12 protein-coding genes are annotated in these 17,281 nt (G+C 69.9%); 8 read left to right on the forward strand and 4 right to left on the reverse strand.

All coding sequences use genetic code 11. The features are described from left to right. Window positions 1-184: 184 nt before the first annotated feature. Window positions 185-637, reverse strand: coding sequence for a peptide-methionine (R)-S-oxide reductase MsrB (gene msrB, locus ENSA7_RS04090; protein ID WP_106087877.1), 453 nt, complete (start codon window positions 635-637; stop codon window positions 185-187). Between the two features lie 252 nt (window positions 638-889). Here msrB and ENSA7_RS04095 point away from each other — a divergent pair, with 252 nt between their 5' ends. Then, entirely contained in the window at window positions 890-4,195 is a 3,306-nt protein-coding gene (locus tag ENSA7_RS04095; RefSeq protein WP_106087878.1) for a serine/threonine-protein kinase, read from the forward strand. A gap of 10 nt (window positions 4,196-4,205) precedes the next feature. Here the strand turns inward: ENSA7_RS04095 and ENSA7_RS04100 are convergent, their stop codons facing one another. Beyond that, window positions 4,206-5,036 carry a hypothetical protein gene (locus tag ENSA7_RS04100; RefSeq protein WP_146157302.1) on the reverse strand — a complete coding sequence of 277 codons (831 nt, stop codon included), beginning with the start codon at window positions 5,034-5,036 and terminating at the stop codon, window positions 4,206-4,208. 4 nt (window positions 5,037-5,040) lie between these two features. Beyond that, a complete protein-coding gene (locus tag ENSA7_RS04105; protein WP_244923709.1) occupies window positions 5,041-6,018 on the reverse strand; it encodes a fatty acid desaturase family protein in 978 nt (325 codons plus the stop codon). 161 nt (window positions 6,019-6,179) lie between these two features. On the opposite strand from ENSA7_RS04105, the gene ENSA7_RS04110 reads away from it, so the two are divergent. Continuing rightward, on the forward strand, window positions 6,180-7,034 hold the full coding sequence (locus ENSA7_RS04110) for a fatty acid desaturase family protein (RefSeq protein WP_244923710.1): 855 nt from the start codon (window positions 6,180-6,182) through the stop codon (window positions 7,032-7,034). On the opposite strand, the gene ENSA7_RS04115 is transcribed toward ENSA7_RS04110, so the two are convergent. Continuing rightward, window positions 6,958-8,229 (reverse strand): MFS transporter, encoded by a 1,272-nt coding sequence (locus ENSA7_RS04115; protein ID WP_106087882.1) that lies wholly within the window; start codon window positions 8,227-8,229, stop codon window positions 6,958-6,960. The genes ENSA7_RS04110 and ENSA7_RS04115 overlap by 77 nt on opposite strands. Before the next feature lie 121 nt (window positions 8,230-8,350). Here ENSA7_RS04115 and ENSA7_RS04120 point away from each other — a divergent pair, with 121 nt between their 5' ends. The 6 genes from ENSA7_RS04120 to ENSA7_RS04145 are packed head-to-tail and all read left to right on the forward strand — an operon-like array spanning window position 8,351 to window position 17,220. Beyond that, window positions 8,351-9,736, forward strand: coding sequence for a cytochrome P450 (locus ENSA7_RS04120; protein WP_106087883.1), 1,386 nt, complete (start codon window positions 8,351-8,353; stop codon window positions 9,734-9,736). 11 nt (window positions 9,737-9,747) lie between these two features. Continuing rightward, the gene (locus tag ENSA7_RS04125) at window positions 9,748-10,923 is read left to right on the forward strand and encodes a leucine-rich repeat domain-containing protein (protein WP_106087884.1); all 1,176 of its coding nucleotides are present in this window, start codon (window positions 9,748-9,750) and stop codon (window positions 10,921-10,923) included. Between the two features lie 31 nt (window positions 10,924-10,954). Continuing rightward, window positions 10,955-12,193: an alpha/beta hydrolase family protein gene (locus ENSA7_RS04130; protein WP_146157303.1), complete on the forward strand. Its 1,239-nt coding sequence runs from the start codon at window positions 10,955-10,957 to the stop codon at window positions 12,191-12,193. 47 nt (window positions 12,194-12,240) lie between these two features. Further along, window positions 12,241-14,535: an FHA domain-containing protein gene (locus ENSA7_RS04135; protein ID WP_106087886.1), complete on the forward strand. Its 2,295-nt coding sequence runs from the start codon at window positions 12,241-12,243 to the stop codon at window positions 14,533-14,535. 6 nt (window positions 14,536-14,541) lie between these two features. Beyond that, entirely contained in the window at window positions 14,542-15,372 is an 831-nt protein-coding gene (locus ENSA7_RS04140) for a TatD family hydrolase (RefSeq protein WP_106087887.1), read from the forward strand. 48 nt (window positions 15,373-15,420) lie between these two features. Continuing rightward, window positions 15,421-17,220, forward strand: coding sequence for an FG-GAP repeat domain-containing protein (locus tag ENSA7_RS04145; RefSeq protein WP_106087888.1), 1,800 nt, complete (start codon window positions 15,421-15,423; stop codon window positions 17,218-17,220). The last annotated feature ends 61 nt before the right edge of the window (window positions 17,221-17,281 follow it).

A 17,281-nucleotide genomic window follows, 5' to 3' on the forward strand; every position in this document is an offset into this window, starting at 1 on the left:
ACCCGAATTCGTGGGTACATCTCCTGATTGTGTGAGTTTCAGGCAGATCTACCCCCCTCGGTTCCACCAGTGCCAGCAAGATCAATAGACCCGCCACGCACTGGCGAGACCGTCGAGTCGGCGACAGCGCGTTACAGTTACACTGTATGCCGCACGCGCTTCCGCCGCCCTGCGGTGTGCTGATTCAGCCCTCGTCGTCGCGCGCACTTCCCGTGTTGCGCTCGTCGAGCTCCAGCGAGGCGGAGTTGATGCAGAACCGCACGCCAGTCGGCGCGGGGCCGTCCTCGAAGGCGTGACCAAGGTGGGCGTCGCAGCGGCCGCACAAGACCTCGGTGCGGACCATGCCGTGGCTGGCGTCGGTCCGGGTGGCCACCGGCGCGTCCGACTCGGGCTGGGTGAAGCTCGGCCACCCGCTGCCCGAGTCGTACTTGTGGTCCGACGAGAACAGCGGCGCACCGCAGCACACGCATCGATAGATGCCCGCGGTCTTGGTCTGCCAGTAGCGCCCCGTGAACGCGCGCTCGGTTCCGGCTTCGCGTGTCACTTGGTACTGCTCCGGGGTCAGCTGCTCACGCCACTCGTCGGCGTCCTTGACGACGCGATCGGTGCTCGATGGTGGTTTGGATGGCTCGCTCATTTGGGTCACTAGAGTAGCGATGGTCCGCTCGCTCGACCACAACGTGCGAGCCTACCCACCTGTGCGAGTTTTTCGCTGGGGACACGACATATCGCCGCACCCGCTGGCCGAAACGCTGCAGTTGCGGGGCAAGTGACGACAAAGGGCATCGGGGCAGAACGCATCACCCGGTTTGATCACGAGCGATCATTGATGACATTATCGAGGCGGCCAGGGGTCCCGTCGTGATTCGGGCCTATACTGGGAGCGCTGATGGTGATCGCCACCCAATCGCAGCGGGCGTCGGTGCCCGCTGGCCGCTCACACGACAAACCCGATGGCAGGACCCGAACCGGCGCGGCGGCGGATTCAGAAGAGATCGGCGCGACGATCCTCTCGGTCGGTGCGCAGGTCAATCGCTATCGCATCATCGAAGTGATCGGGACCGGCGGCATTGGGGTCGTGTACGCAGCCTTTGACGACGCGCTCGGTCGCAAGGTCGCCCTCAAGCTGCTGCGGCCCAACTCCCGGAGCCCCCGAAGGCTCGAGCGTCGCCGCGGCCGGCTGATCCGCGAGGCCCAGGCGCTCGCGCGGCTGTCTCATCCCAACGTCGTGCCGGTCTATGAGGTCGGAATGTTCGAGGATCGCGTGTTCCTGGCGATGGAGTACATCGAGGGCGCGACCATGCGACGCTGGCTGCGTCGTGCCCCGCGCAGCGCGACCGAGATCCTCGACAAGTACATGCAGGCTGGGCGCGGGCTGGCGGCCGCGCACCAGGCCGACATCGTCCACCGCGACTTCAAGCCGGACAACGTGCTGGTGGGCATCGACGAGCGCGTGCGTGTGCTCGACTTCGGGCTGGCCGCGCCAGTCCCCGAGGCCCTCGCAACCGGCCGCTACGCGACGCTCGGCTCGCACGATCAGATCACCGCAGACATCCCGACCATGGCTGCGACGTCGGTGACCGAGTCGGCGGCGGAGTCGGTGACGCCGCTGAGCTCGCTGCCCTCGCTGACCACCGCCCACGGCAAGGTCATGGGCACGCCGGCCTACATGGCCCCAGAGCAAGCGCGCGGCGAGGCAATTGACGCCCGCGCAGATCAGTACAGCTTCTGCATCGCGCTGTGGGAGGCGCTGTTCGGCCAGCGCCCCAACGCGCCGGCCACGGTGACCAGCGCGGTCCGCCCGCAGCGGCGCAAGCCGGGCCGGGACCCGAGCGGCGGCGACGTCTCCGCGTCGGTTCGGCGCGCGCTCGAGCGAGGTCTGAGCGCGGCGCCCGAAGACCGCTTTCCCAACATGGACAGCCTGCTCGCGGCGCTGTCTGGGCGGCCCTCGAGCTGGTCCCCGAGTTGGCCCCGGGCGGCGCTCGCAGGCGGGCTGCTGGCCGTTGGCGGGCTGTTGGCCGTGCTGATGAGCGCGCTGTCCCCCGACGACGCGCAGCTGTGCCCGCGCGAGGACCAGGCGCTCGCGGGCGTGTGGGATCAGAGCGTGCGCGAGCAAGTCCACGCGCGCTTCGGCCGAGTCGATCGGCCCCACGCCAGCTCGACCCGCAGCACGATCGAGCGCGAGCTGGATCGTTGGTCGGCCCGCTGGCTCGAGGCCCGTGTCGACGCCTGCGAAGACACCAAGGTTCGCCGCGAGCAATCGCCAGTCCTGCTCGACGTGCGCATGGCGTGCCTCGACCGCCAACGCAACGCGCTCGCGGCCGTGACCACGAGCCTCGCGGGTGACTCGCTGGGTCCAGACACCGCGGGTGCTGTCGCTGCGTTGGGGGCCGGACAGCACGCAGATCAGCTGCTCGAAGGTGCGCTCGCGGCCGTGCTGCAGCTGCCCGCGCCCGAGCGCTGCGCGGGCTCCGTGCTGATCAGCGGCGGCGCCTTGATGTACGAGGATCCCAGCCAAGACGATCTGCTCGAGCAGCAACGCCAGCAGCTCGCCCGAGCCCGCAGCCTGCGTGACATCGGCGACCACGAGCGAGCGCTCGCGCTCGTCGACGCCGCCCAAGCCCAGGTTCAGCGCACCCCCGAAGGGCGCGCGAGCTCACAGCCGCTGCTCGCCGAGGTCGCGCTCTTGCGGGGGCAGATCCTCGCCGCGTCCGGCGACCTCACGGGCGCTGCGCACGACCTGCGGCGCGCGGTGTTGCTGGCCCAGACCAGCGCCCACGACACGGTCGGCGTCGAAGCCTGCGCAGCGCTCACGGATCTTCTCGTCGAGCTCGGTCAGCCAGACGCAGCGCAGGACTGGTACCAGCTCGGACACGCGACCCTCGCCCGGATCGGCGGAGATCCCTACCTCGAGGCGGCGTTGCGCTTCGCTGGCGCGCGGCTGGCCGTCGCCCGCGGCGACCTCCGGCTGGCGCTCGCGGATCAGCAACGGGTGCTCGAGATCCGCGAGCAACTCCACGGTCGCGACCACGTCGCGGTCGCCAGGGTCCTCGTCGAGCTGGCCGCGATCCAGACCCAGCTGCAGCGCTACCCCCAGGCACAGGCGGACATCGAGCGCGCGCTCGAGATCACCACCGCCGAGCTCGGCCTCACCCACCCCGAAGTCGGGCTCGTCAACGTGGGCTACGCCACGCTCGAGCGGGCCCGCGGGGCTGACCGGGAGGCCCTGTCCAGGCAGCTCGACGCACTGGCGATCTTCGAGCTCGCCCACGGTCGGGTCCACCCCCGCGTGGCCACGACCTACGCCGCGATCTCGGCGACGCAGCTGGCCCTGGGCGAGCCAGCGCAGGCCCTCGACCAGCTTCAGATCGCCCGAGCGATCATGGTCGAGCTCGTCGGTTCCGCGGAGCTGCTCGGTCCTGCGGAGCTGCTCGCCCCTGCGGAGCTGCTCGGTCCTGCGGAGCTGCTCGCCCCTGCGGAGCTGCTCGCCCCGATCCTGGTCGACCTGGGTCATCTGCTGCACCTCCTCGGCCGCGACGACGAGGCCCTGGCCGAGCTCGACACGGCCGAGCAGATCGCGACCGCGTCCACGGCCAGCGGCGCCTCGCGTGCGCACGCACGAGTGTTGATGACGCGGGCCGATCTCCACGTCGACGGCGGCCGCTACCAGGACGCGCTCGTCGACTACCACCTGGCGCTGGCGATGTCGTCGCGCGAACCCACGCCCGATCCGGCTCGCGTGGCTTTTTTGCAGGGCGCGATCGCCAGCGTCGAGCTGCACCTCGCTCAAAACGAACTCGAGCTCGAGTCCGCGCTCACCCACCAACGCGACGCCCTGTCCCTGCGCGAAGCGGCGCTCGGCGACGACGACCCGCAGCTGGCCCTGAACTGGATCTGGATCGGCGTCAGCCTCATCGAGCTCGAGCGCTTCGCCGACGCCGAGCAACCCCTGACTCACGCGCTCGAGCTGCTCGACCGGCCGGGAGAGCTCGCGTGGGAGGCGTCTGCGCGGGCGTCACGACTGCGGGGTCGCGCCCACCTGGCGCTCGCCCGGCTCACATGGATGCAGCCCGGCCAGCAGCCGCGGGCCCGCGAGCTGGGCCGCGCGGCGCAGACCGAGCTCGAGCGCGCGGGTCCCCCGGCCGCGCGCGAGCTGGCTGCCGCTCGCTCGTGGCTGCGCGCGCACGGTGACTAGCCGCGGCGAGTCAGGGTGTTCGAGTCCAGGACCCGCGCAGGTACGCCCGGTCGGGCGTGCGCACCGACTCGTTGAGGCTCACGCCGACCGGCTGCACGGCCAGGAAGAACCCCAACGCCGCGCCCGCGCCGAGCATCGAGACCCAGTCGAACAGCGGTGGCCAGGTGGCAGCCAGCGTGCACGCGGCCGCGATCACGATCTCGCCGACGATGAACGAGACAATGATCCAGCACTTGCGAGCCAGCCAGCGGCGCGGATCGATCGCCGAGATCAGCAGTCCGCCCGCGAGCCCGGGCTCGACCTGCCAACGATCGGCGTGGGTCCAGCGGCCGGCGATCCACACAGGCTGGCCCTCGACCAGCTCGACCTCGACGCGGCGGGGGTAGCCCTTGGCCCGGCGGGCTTGCGGCTCGGCCTCGGTGATCTGCGCGCTCGAGCTCGGCGCCGCGGCGGCTGCCCGCGCGGCGAGATCCGGCCAGACCCCCGCGGCATCCGTCGCCACGAGCTCGACGCGAACGCCATCAGCGAGCTCGATCTCGCCGCCGTGGAGCTCACTGCGGTGCGCGGCGTCGCTGAAGTACAGCTTGCCGTCGCCCTTGCCGCGCCCGACCTGCTCGACGACGTTGGATGCCAGCGCGCCCGCAGGTCCGTCGCCGCGAACCACGGTCGCGCGCAGCAGACCGACCCAGGCTTCGCGTGGGCTGGTCAGCGGCCGCAGCGATCGGCGCAGTCGGGCGAGCTCGATCAGGTCCTGACCCGCAGCCGCGGCGATCAGCAGCACGTGGATCCAAAACACCGCCAGCGCGAGCGCGGCCATGATCGGGCGAGCGAGTTCGAGCACTGGGTCAGCTCACCGCCAGCGTCGACTCGGCCAGCGCGGTGTCGTCGGCTTCGGCGCGCCGCTGGGCGCGAGGTGCGAGGCTGCGATCATCGCCAGAGGGAATGGGCCCATGACCCTCGATCGCGGGCCGCAGCGGACGCAGCAGGTAGGTCCGCAGCAGGTACCAGACCATGCTGCGCTCATCGAGGCGCGGATCCATGCGCGGCACGACCTCGCGCTGATGCGCGGGGGCGAGCTCGGACCAGTGCATGCCCGCGCGGTTGTGGTGGATCGTGTGATAGCCGTTGTTGCACATGATCCAGTTGAAGCCGCGGCCCACGAAGTTGCGCGAGTGATTCCACTCGCTGTGGACCTGCGCGCCGTCGTGCTGGATCAGGTTGATCCGCAGGATGCAGCGGGCGCCGTAGAGCTGCGGGATGACCACGAAGAACAGCGCGGTCCAAAAGTCGATCACGAACAGCAGCCCGGTCAGGCCAAACGCGAACGCGGTCTCGAGCCGGTACTGGTTGACGAAGCTGGGATGGCGGCTGCTCGCGGCCCAGCGCTGGACCCCGGCGAAGGTCCGCGGCCCGGCGACGTTGGGGAAGTGCAGCAAGTTGAGCAGGTTCCAGCGGAACCGAACGTGGTCGGGCGCCGCCCAGTCGAGATCGCCGTCGTCGTCGAAGTGGTGGTGGACCAGGTTGTGGGCCGGGATGTTGGCCGAGGCCGGATACAGCGCACCAAAGCTGAGGATCGCGCGCCACACCAGGTTGAGCCGCTTGCTGTGAAACACGCCCTGGTGCATGTGGTTGTGGATCACCACCGAGTTGAGAAAGCTGAAGTAGCAGGCGCCCGCGAACACGAGCACGTTGCGAGCCGCGGGCACGAAGAACATCGCCCCGAGCAGGCCCCAGTAGACCGCGACGATCCCGATCTGCCGCCACTCTTCGCGGCGCCGGACCAAGAAGGTCCCGGGACTCGCTGCGATCTCGCTGGCCGCCACGATCGGGACTTATCAGATCCGCGAGCATGGCCGCGGGCCTGGAACGGGGTGTGGGAGCGAGCCAGCTCACGATCTGTCAGACGCGGCCGGGTGAACTGGTGCCAATGTGTGGGCGCTGTCGACGGGTGTGGACCGCTGTGATATCCAGGTCAGAGGATCCCGTGACCGCATTCGCCGCAGCTCTCACCACGCAGCCCTCGGTCCGCTTCCGCCAGCGACGCGCGTTCTATCAGCTCTACGACGGCGCCTATCTGGTGATGACCTCGCTGGTGTTGGCGCTGATGCTGAGCGTTGGCTGGCAGGGCGCCGTGCGGGAGTTTCATTGGTGGTACGTGCTGCTGCTGCCGCTCGCGATCCAGGCGCAGATCCTGTGCAGTGTGTTCATCCACAATTGCAGCCACGGCAACTTCCCCAAGCCGATCAACCGGCTCGTCGGTGAGCTGTGCGGGATCGTGGTGCTCACCCGCTACGCGAGCTGGGAGATCATCCACCGTCGCCACCACAAGTACTCCGACGACGTCGAGCAGGATCCCCACCCGATCACCCCCGACGCGCCGGGCTACTGGGCGTTCCTGCGCCAGACGATCGTCAACGTCGAGGTCCAACTGCAGCGGCAGTTCTTCGAGCTGCACGGCGGCGACACCCCGGACAATCGTCGCTTCGAGCGGCGTCGGGCCTACACCAGCTACGCCACCAACCTGGTGCTGATCGCCTGCTGGTACGTGCTGCTCGGGCCGATCGGGTTCTTTTTCTTCTTCGTGCCGGCCTCGATAATCGGGTTCTTTCACCTGATCCACTTCAACTGGTCGACCCACAACGCGGCCAAGCCGGACCAGGGCTTCTTCCCGGTCAACCTCGACCACGGGTACTACTGGCTCGGCAACCGGATCTGGTTCGGCATCTACTATCACGGGTACCACCACAAGCAGGCCAACCTGTTCAACCCGATGCGCTACGAGGCCCACCAGCAGGCCCGCGCGGCCCGGTTGGCGGGGCCAGCAACGTCGGCGGACTAGCTGGCTCGGCGCGGCGCAACAGCCACGCGGCCACCAGCCCGGCGAGTCCAAACCCGATCGCCAGGGCCAACATCACGTCGTGTTGACCGCGCTGGTCGACCGCCCAGCCGACGGCCGGGCCGACAGCCAGGAACCCGAGCCGGAACACCATGCTGCGCAGCGAGATGAAGCCGGCGCGGTCGCGGCTCGGCACCAGGCGCTGCTCACGATGGCTGAGCACCGGGTGCTGCAGCCCGCGCATGGCCGTGAGGCAGTAGTAGAACCCCACGCCCCACAGCGTGTGGACCAGGCCGAGCCCGAGGTAGCCCGCGACCAGCAGCCCCGTGCAGACCGCGGTGATCAGCGCGGCCGAGCGCGAGCCAAACAGGCGATGGCTCAGCAGCGCCGCGATCGCGACCAAGAAGTTGGCGATCGCCCACATCGGGCCGAGCCAGGGCTCCGGCATCCCAGCACCCACCGCGTACAGCTGGATCGTCCACACGGGCACGAACGAGGCCAGCCCAAGCACGATCGTGGCAACGAACACGGCGCGCAGCTCCGGGTTGTCGCGGGCCACGTGGCGCAGCATCGACTTGATCTGCGCCACGCTGTCACCAAACCCCGGGCGCTCGCGGGTCGGCTCGACCAACGCGAGCGCGAGGACCAGACCGACCGCCGAGGCCAGCCCCTGGGCCAAGAATGGCAAGTGCACGGCGATCGCAAACAACAGGCCAGCAACCAGGGCCGCGCTGCCCTCGGCGAGCTGGCCCCAGAAGGTCTGGCGGCCCGACCAGCGCGCGAACTCCTGCTCGCGTCCGTCGGCGATCAGGGTCTCGTAGAGCAGCGCCGAGTCACAGCCCGAGATCATCGCCATGCCCACGCCCAGCAGCAGCTCGGCGGTCGCTACTTGGGCCCAGCTCGTCGCGTAGCCGTAGATCGGCCACGCGATCGTCCACAGCACGAACGCGATGATCAGACAGCGGCGGTAGCCGATCCGATCGGCGAGGTAGCCCGAGGGAAACTCGAACACCAGCATGGCGACGCCGAACACGCCCTGCAGCAACATGATCTCCGTGACGCCGAAGTCGACCTGGCGAACCAGGAACACCGACAGGATCGCCATCGGGAACAGCGCCATCTGCATGGCCCGCAGCCCACACAGCAGCGCCAGGTTGCGCTGCAGACGAGGGTCGCGTCCGCCGCCATCCACGGTCACCCGCGCAGACTAATCCTGGATCGACCGCCGAGCCGCACGGTTGCGCATGTGTTTTTGTACTGTCCCAAAGATCATGGCGTGGTAGAACAACGTGGGGCAATTTTCCCCACAAGATCCCGGCATGCACGCAAACCGACCCACGGCCGCCCTCGAGAAGACCAAGCCAGTTCCTCGCCTGGGTGGCCTTCCTCGGGTCCAGGGTAACTCTCCGATCGGTGTGGTCGGCGAGCTGCTGCGCGACCAGTATGCGGCGCTGCGTCGCTGGCAGCGTGAGTATGGCGGGGTGTTCCAGCTCCAGATCGGGCCCGGGTCTTTCGTGGTCGCAGCCGACGCCAACGCGGCGTCGGAGATGCTGATCGAGCGCGGTCACGTGTTCATGCGGCAAGGGCCGCTCTACACCCCGATGAAGCCGCTGTTCGGCGACAACAGCATGCTGTCGTCCGAGGGCCCGACCTGGCGGAGCCGACGTCACGCCGCGCAGCCGCAGTTTCGTCAGCGCGCGGTCGCGGCCATGGCCGAGCGGGTTCACGGCTCGATCGAGCAGGTCCTGCGAGAGCTCCGCGCGGGCCCGTGCGACGTCTATCGGTATAGCGGACGGCTGAGCATGAGCGTGGCGCTGTCGGTCATGTTCGGCCATGGGCTCGCCCGCCCCGAATTCGAGCGGATCGGCACGGCGATCGACTACGCGATCGGCCAGATCGCCCTGGGTTGGGTGGCGGGTCGCCTGCCCCGCTGGCTGCCGATGCCCGGGCGCCGCCGGCTTCGGCGCGAGCTCGCGGTCATCGACGACCTGATCTACGCGCTCGTCGTCGAGCGGACGCGCAGCGGTGAGTTTGGCGATGATCTGTTCGGGATGCTGCTGCACATGCAGGACATGCCCGACGGCGCGGGGCTCAGCACCACCGACATCCGCAACGAGAGCGTCGCGCTGATGGTCGCCGGCTACGAGACCACGGCCAACGCGATCGCCTGGGCGCTGTACGAGCTGGCCCGTGATCGCGCGCTGCTCGAGCTCGTCCGCGCCGAGGCCGACGCGAACCTGGGCGCGGGCGCCTCGCTCGCCAACCCCAAGGCGCTCGCGTTCACGCGCAAGGTGTTCCTGGAGTCGCTGCGCATGTACCCCAGCGGGATCTGGCTGCCCCGCAACGCCGCGGTCGACGGCGAGCTCGGCGGCTACCCGATCGCGGCCGGGACCGCGGTGCTGTGCTCGCCGTACCTGGTTCACCACGATCCCCACGCGTGGACCGACCCCGAGCGGTTCGACCCCGAGCGCTTCGCCGAGGGATCGGATCAGCCCCGTGCCCGCCACGCGTACATGCCGTTTGGGCTCGGCCAGCACATGTGCATTGGCCAGCACCTCGCCATGCTCGAGGGCACGCTGGCGCTCGCGCGGCTGGTCCAGCGCTGGGATCTCGCGCCGATCCCCGGCCGCGAGCCAACCATGAGGATCTCCACGACGATGAGCACCAAGGACGGCATCTGGCTGCAGCTGTCGCCGCGCGAGTAAGCTCCGCAGGTATGGCTCGGCCACAGCTCGAGGCTGCGCTTCGCCGCGACCTTCACGACGAGCACGCCTGGTCCGTGTTTGGGGATCTGTTGGCCGCCGAGGGCGACAGCCGCGGCGAGCTGATCGCGCTCGAGCAGCGCGCCGCCGCCTGCGAGCGCCCGTTCGAGCGATCGGTGCTCGAGCACCGCGCGGCCGAGCTGTTCGAGCGTGAGCACCGTCGCTGGCTCGGTCCGCTCGCCGATGCCGGGATCGAGCTGACCTGGATCCGAGGGTTCGTGACCAAGGCTGTGATCACGCGGCCCAGCCTCGCCTCGCTCGAGTCGCTGGTCTCGCTGCCGACCGCGGCGCTGCTGGGCAAGATCGAGTGCGTGGGCCCGCGCAGCCTCGCGCCGATCGTCAAGGCCCTGCGCGGGCGCCCGATCGCGGCGCTGGGCCTGCGCCTGGCGCCGAGCAGCAGCAGCAGCATCGGCTCGATCGAGCAGCTCGCGGAGCTCGACCAGCTCGAAGCGCTCGAGGTCGAAGGTGGCACGGCGCGAGGGATCGAGGCGCTGGCCGAGCTGCCGCACCTGCGGCGCCTGGGCCTGCGCCGGTTCGACGGCGATTTGGCGGGCCTCGCCCGCGGCTTCACCCAGCTGCGCAGCCTCGAGCTGTCGGCCCGGGCCAACGTCACGCAGCTGGGCCCCGAGGCCCTGACCCCGCTGGCCCAGCTCACGGACCTGCGCGAGCTGGTGCTGAGCGACGGCGGCTGGGAGCAGCTCGAGCCGCTGGTTGATCTGCGCGCGCTCGAGCGCCTGGATCTGCGCAGCACCGACGTCAGCAACCTCGAGCCGCTCGCCGCGATGACGGACATGCGCGAGCTCGATCTGAGCGGCTGCACCCACCTGACCAACCTCGAGCCGATCGCCGCGCTGACCAAGCTCGAGCGCCTCGAGATCGGCTACACCCGCGTCCGACAGCTGCGGCCGCTCGCGGGGCTGCGCGCGCTGCAGGTCGTCGAGCTCGCGGGCACCCCCGTCCATGATCTGAGCCCGCTGTTCGAGCTGCCCAAGCTGCGCAAGGTTGGCGTCGCCGCCTGCGAGATCGACTCGGTCCAGCCGCTCCTGGACCGCGCCGTGCTGATCGTCGGGCGGCGGCCGCCCGAGCCGTCCTGGCGGGACCTCGCCGAGGGCCTGTTGCGCGAGTCGTAGTGCCCGGCAATGGAGACTGCTACGGTGCGCCATGGCACGCCTTCCCCACCTGGTGGTCGTCCTTCCCCTGCTGGCGCCGCTCGGCGGCTGCACCGACAGCCCCGCCGATGGCGACAGCGACGCGACCGCGACGAGTGAGACCAGCGGTGACGGAGATGGCGATCCCGGTGATGGCGACGGCGATCCCGGCGATGGCGACGGGGATCCCGCGCCCGAGCAGGTCGAGGGCTGCGATGGCGCGAGCTTCTATGAAGTGCCCGAGGATCCGGCCGCGCGCGGGCCGTGGGCCGTGGGTGCCAAGACCGTCGTGATCGACGGCTTGACCACCGAGATCTGGTACCCGGCCAAGTGGGGCAGCGAAGCGGGGGTCGACCCGGTGACCTACGACATCCGCTACGCGCTGCCCGAGTCCGAGCAAGGCAAGATCCCCGACGAGAAGAGCCCGCTGCAGCTGTGTGACTGCTACCCCGAGCTGCCGATCGACGCCGACAACGGCCCGTTCCCCGTGATCGTGTTCGTCCACGGCACGGCGTCGTGGCGCAGCCAGTCGCTGACCCAGACGACCCACTGGGCCAGTCGCGGGTTCGTGGTCGTGAGCTCGGATCACCCCGGCCTGTGGCTGCGCGACACCCTGGCGGTGGTCTGCCAGCAGCCTGGGGCCCCGCAGGATCTCAGCGGCGACACCGACGCTGTGCTCGACGCGCTCGCCAACCCCAGCGGCGAGCTGGCGTTCCTCTCGGGCCTCGTCGACCTGTCCCGCGTGGGGATCAGTGGCCACAGCGCGGGCGGCAACGCGGCCGCCAACCAGGCCGACAAGCCCGGGATCCGCGTGTCGATCCCGATGGCCTCCGGCCAGGCCGTGCAGGGCTCCCCCGAGCTCGAGTCGTCGCTGTTGCTGGGCGGGCTCGCCGACGGCGTCGTCAGCTACTCGAACACCCAGAGCGGCTACGAGGGCTCGCCCGCGCCCAAGCGCCTGGTCGGGATCGAGAACGCCGGCCACCTGGTGTTCTCGGACATCTGCGAGCTGACCAACGCCGATGGCCAGGACATCCTCGAGGTCGCCGTCGAGGCCGGCGTGTGCGGGGCCGAGCTGGCCGGCTTCCTGTTCGACTGCGACCCCAGCTTCATCGAGGCGTCGATCTCGGTCCCGATCGTCAACCACGCGACGACCGCCGTGCTCGAGCAAGTCCTCAAGTGCGGCGAGACCCCCGATCCATTCGCAGGCTTCGCGGACCGCCCCGGCGTCGCCGAGTACCAGCAACAACTCTGAGCCGCGTCTGCGGGGGTCGTGACCAGCCCACCGGTTACCATTCGCGCATGGCCACGCTCGTTCAGGCGCAGACCGGACTCCGTCAGCCACTTCAGGCCCGAACCATCGTCGGCCGCTCGGGTAAGTGCGAGCTGCACCTCCCCAACCCGAACATCTCGGCCGAGCACGCGATCGTGTGGTGGGACGGCGAGTCGTGGTGGATCCGGGATCTCGAGAGCCGCAACGGGACCTCGGTCGATGGACGGCCCGTGACCACCGACCCGGTCCGGCTTGGGGTCGGGATGGCGATCGAGTTCGCGCAGCAGCTCGAGTGGGTGGTCGAGTCGACCTCGGCGCCGCCCGTCGAGCTTCGTTCGCGGCCCGAGCCAGCATGGGGCGTCCCCCACGAGGCCGAGGTCGTGGCGACAGCGCCACAGCAGGTGCCGATCGGCACCTCGTCGATCCCGATCCCGCGAGCGTTCCACATCACCAAGCCCACCCACGCAGCCACGACCGACGCCGAGCAGCTGCGGCGCCTGCTGGTGTCCAACGTGCGGATCATCGCGAACTCGGGCGCCTGCTACGACATCGTGTTCGATCTGAGCTGGCGCCAGCCGTTTCGCTACGGCGACTACTGGAACGCGGCCTGGGTGTTTCTCAAGTACAACCCCGCGGAGGTGGCCAGCGTCGCGGACGAGCGGTCGCTCGTCAAGCGCCTCGTCGACGACAGCGCCGACGGCAACGAAGGGGCGAGCATGCTCGCGCGGGCCAAGGCGTCGGCCAGCCGGGTGTTCGATCTGCTGTCGAGTCAGCCAACACCCAGCTCGGCCGGCGATCCTCGCCGGGACCTCAACCTCGACATGGCCCAGAGCTTCATCGATCGCGTCGAGCCAGCGGCGCCGTCGCGCGAGATCAGGCTCGAGCGCAGCATGATCGAGCAGGGCCCCGAGCTGGAGGTCGAGACCGAGTTCGCGTTCTTGACGGTCAACGACGACGCCCCGGCGACGCTGACCTCGTACACCCGCTGGCTGCACATGAAGGTGTCGCCGCACGCCGAAGACCACATTCAGCGCAGCGGCGTGGTCGTGTCTCCGTCGGAGGACGGGCTCGGGGCGTTCATCCACCTCGACTCGGATCGCGCGGCCGGCAGCGGGCCGCCCGTGCTGCTGCGCGACCTTCGGCTGCGCACCACCCAGCCGTGCAACGGCGTGCCGCTCAAGGTCTGGGTCGGCGCGCTCGAGATGGTGCTGGTGCCCGAGGCCGAGTTTCACCTCGGCGATCCCAACGGAGCCGAAGGACCGACCGGCTGCTTCTACCGTAGCGGCACGGTCGGCGACGACAAGAGCTTCGTCGTGCGCTCCGAGGCCGCGATCCCAGTCGGCCACGGCCCCGGCGAGCTGTGCTGGGACAACCGGCGTCAGATGGGTGAGCACGACGACATCCCCGCGCAATACCCCAAGGGCCACCAAGCGTTCTACATCCTCAAGCACCAGGTCACGCAGGGCGAGTACTGCGAGTTTCTCAACCATCTGCAGTCGCACCAGCTGACGATCCGCTACCCCTACGGCGGCCAGGGCGACTACCGCTACACCGTGTTCAAGACGACCACCCGCACCCGCGTGTGCACGCGTCCCGAGCGGGCCTGCAACTGGGTCGCGTGGGCCGACGCCGCCGCCTATATGTGGTGGTCGGGGCTGCGGCCGATGACCGAGTTCGAGTTCGAGAAGGCCTGCCGCGGGACCGAGCGCCCGATCGCCGACGAGTTCGCGTGGGGCTCGACCACGCTGTTCGAAGCCAACGTGATCGTCGGAGACGAGAGCCGCGCGCCGATCGTGCAGGGCAACGCCAACATCGGCGGGCCGCTGCGCCACTTCGCCGGAGGTGACGGCGGCCAGGGCCCGGTGCCCGACGACGCGTTCCGCGTGACCGGGTTCGCGCCCGCGGCCGAGGCCACCTACCCGATCGATCGCCGCCGCGAGAGCTTCACCTGGCGCGAGGAGACCGGCGGCTCGTTCTACGGCGTGATGGGGCTGACCGGGAACCTGTGGGAATACGTGATCACCGCCGGGCTCGACCGCGGCCGCAGTTTCGTCGGTGACTACGGAACCGGCGATCTCGACCCCAGGACCGGGGCTCCCAACGCGCCCAGCTCGTGGCCCGGTCAAGATCACCTCGGCGTCGGCTTTCGCGGCGGATCTTGGTACACGATCGTCGAGTCGGGCCAGGTCGCCAACCGGCGGTTTGGCTCGGGCTTGATCGGCTTTGCCGACCGCAGCCACGACACCGGGATCCGGGGTGTCCGAACCGCGCCGCGCACGACCTCCCGCGGCGGCCCCCGGCCCGGCCGCGAGACCAAGCGATAGCGAGCCATGGGCAAGAAATCCAAAAAGCCTGCACCGACACCGCCGTTCGTCGCGGGTCTGATCGACAGTCACTGTCACCTCGACTACGCGCCAATGAGCGACGACCTCGCGGCCACGCTGGCCCGCGCCCGCGCGGCCGGGGTCGAGCAGTGCGTGCACATCGGGTGCAGTCCCGAGACCATGGCCGGCGCCGTCGAGCTGGCCCGCGCGCACCAGCACGTGTTCGCCAGCGTCGGGATCCACCCGCACGAGGCCCGCCACCTCGACGACGCCCTGCTCGCCGAGATCGAGCAGCTCGCGGCCGCCGACGAGGTCGTGGCGATCGGCGAGACCGGCCTCGACTACCACTACGACTTCTCGCCGCGCGAGGCCCAGCTGCTGGGCTTCGCCCGCCAGGTCGAGCTGGCCAAGCGCCTGGATCTGCCGCTGGTGCTGCATATCCGTGACGCCCACGCCGACGCCTGGGCGCTGCTCGCCGACCACCCGCCGCGAGACAACCCCGGCGTCGTGCACTGCTTCACGGGCACCGCCGCCGAGGCCGAGCGCTGGCTCGAGCTTGGCTGGCACATCTCGTTCTCGGGGATCGCCACGTTCAAGACCGCGGTCGAGCTGCGCCGGGCCGCCGCGCTGGTCCCCGATGATCGGATCTTGCTCGAGACCGACGCGCCGTACCTGGCCCCCGAGCCGCTGCGGGGCCGCAAGAACGAGCCGGCCAACGTGGCGTTCACCTGCGTCGCGCTGGCCCAGCTGCGGGACCAGACGGCCGGCGAGCTGGCCAAGCTGGCCGCCGACAACACCCGCCGGCTGCTGCGGCTGCCTTTGGTCAGGGCCGAGTAAACCTCGCGATCACTGGACGCCGCGGCGCCGGCCGCTACCATCGGTCGCATGGAGTCCACTAAATTTAAGCTACCCGTGCTCGTGCTGCTCGCTGGGCTGGGGCTCAGCCGCACCGCGGCCGCCGTCCCGCTCGTCGATCAGGTCAACGACGCGCTCGCGCCTCAGGCCTGCAACGGTCAGGGCTGCTGGACCAACCACCTGCGCGTGACCGACCTCGACGGCGACGGCGACCTCGACATCCTGCTGGCCAACTACGCCGACTTCTTCGGTGGCGACGACAACCCGCAGCCGCTGGTGCTCTACGTCAACGACGGCAGCGGCAACTTCACCAACAACTCCGCGGCCGCGCTCGGCAACTTCACGGGCAACGTGCGCATGGTCGCGGTCGGTGACGTCGACGGCGACGGCGCCCCCGATCTCTACGTGCCCGATGGGGCCGGCAACGCCCATGTGCTGTTCATGAACGACGGCGCGGGCGTGTTCACCGACGAGGCCGATCTGCGCCTGCCCGCCACCTACCCGCTGGGCGCCGCGGCCCGCATGGGCGACGTCGACGGCGACGGTGATCTCGACATCTTCGCGGCCGACGGCTACGCCGCTGGCGGTCCGCCGTTTGGGCGCCTGTTCATCAACGACGGCGAGGGCATGTTCGACGAGGCCATGGGCGCGATCCCGGGCTCGATCAGCGGCAGCGACATCGACGACGTCGAGTTCTTCGACGCCGATCGCGACTTCGACCTCGATCTGATCGTCAACGCCCACACCGGCGGCACCGGGGCCCTGTGGCTCAACGACGGCAGCGGCGTGTTCTCGGCCCAGACCACGATCGACCCGCCCGCGACCTCCAACTATCACTACAACGTCGCGCCGTGTGACGTCGACGGCGACGGCGATCTCGATCTGTGGATCGACAACATCGGCGGCGGGTTCACGGAGCAGCTGCTGATCAACGACGGCGCCGGGAACTTCAGCGACGAGACCGGCGCGCGGGTGACCGGCAACCCGGGCGCGGACGACAACGGGGTCGTGTGCGTCGACATCGACGACGACGGCGATCTCGACGGCGTCGTGATCTCGCTTGGCACCCCCGAGCGCCTGCTCGAGAACGACGGCAGCGGCAACTTCGAGCTCGTCGGCGACTCGTTCCCGGGCCCGACCGACTGCAGCCTGTGGGGCGAGTTCGGTGATCTGAACGGCGACGGCCGCATCGACCTGGTCACGGGCCAGGGCGAGTGCAGCTCGTCGGACGAGGTCTACCTGGGCAACATGTTGATGCCCGTCGACAGCCAGGCGCCGCAGATCCTCGCCGTCGACGCGCCGAGCTCGGTGTCCGCCGACACCGAGATCGTCGCTCACTTCGCCGTCAGCGATCGAACCGTGACCGACGAGGGGCCCCGGCTCACGCGTGCGTTCGCCCGCGTCGATCCCAGCGGCGCCGCGACCGAGATCAACGGTTGGTTCGTCGGCGGTGACCTGTTCCGCGTCGAGCTGCCCGGCGCCGGATCGGGCACGATCGAGTTCGAGCTCTGCGCCGAAGATCAGGCCGGCAACATCGGCTGCTCCGCGGCCCAGACCACCATGATCGGCGACGATCCGGGCGACGGAGACGGCGACCCAGGTGACGGCGACGGCGATCCAGGTGACGGCGATGGCGACCCAGGTGACGGCGACGGCGACTCCGGCGACGACGACTCCGGTGGCGAGACCGCGGGCACGGGCCTCCCGGCCGACGACGACGGCGCGAGCGGCTGCGCGTGCGCCCAGTCCCCGGCCTCGCCCGGCCGTCAGGCCCCCGCCTGGACGGCGCTGTCGCTGCTCGGCCTCGCGCTGGTGCGTCGTCGCCGCTGAGCGCTCGAGCCCTCGATCCGGCCGCTTGACGAGCACCACGGCCTCCCCCATCATCCGCCCC

Source organism: Enhygromyxa salina, from assembly GCF_002994635.1.
GTDB classification, from domain to species: domain Bacteria; phylum Myxococcota_A; class Polyangia; order Nannocystales; family Nannocystaceae; genus Plesiocystis; species Plesiocystis salina_B.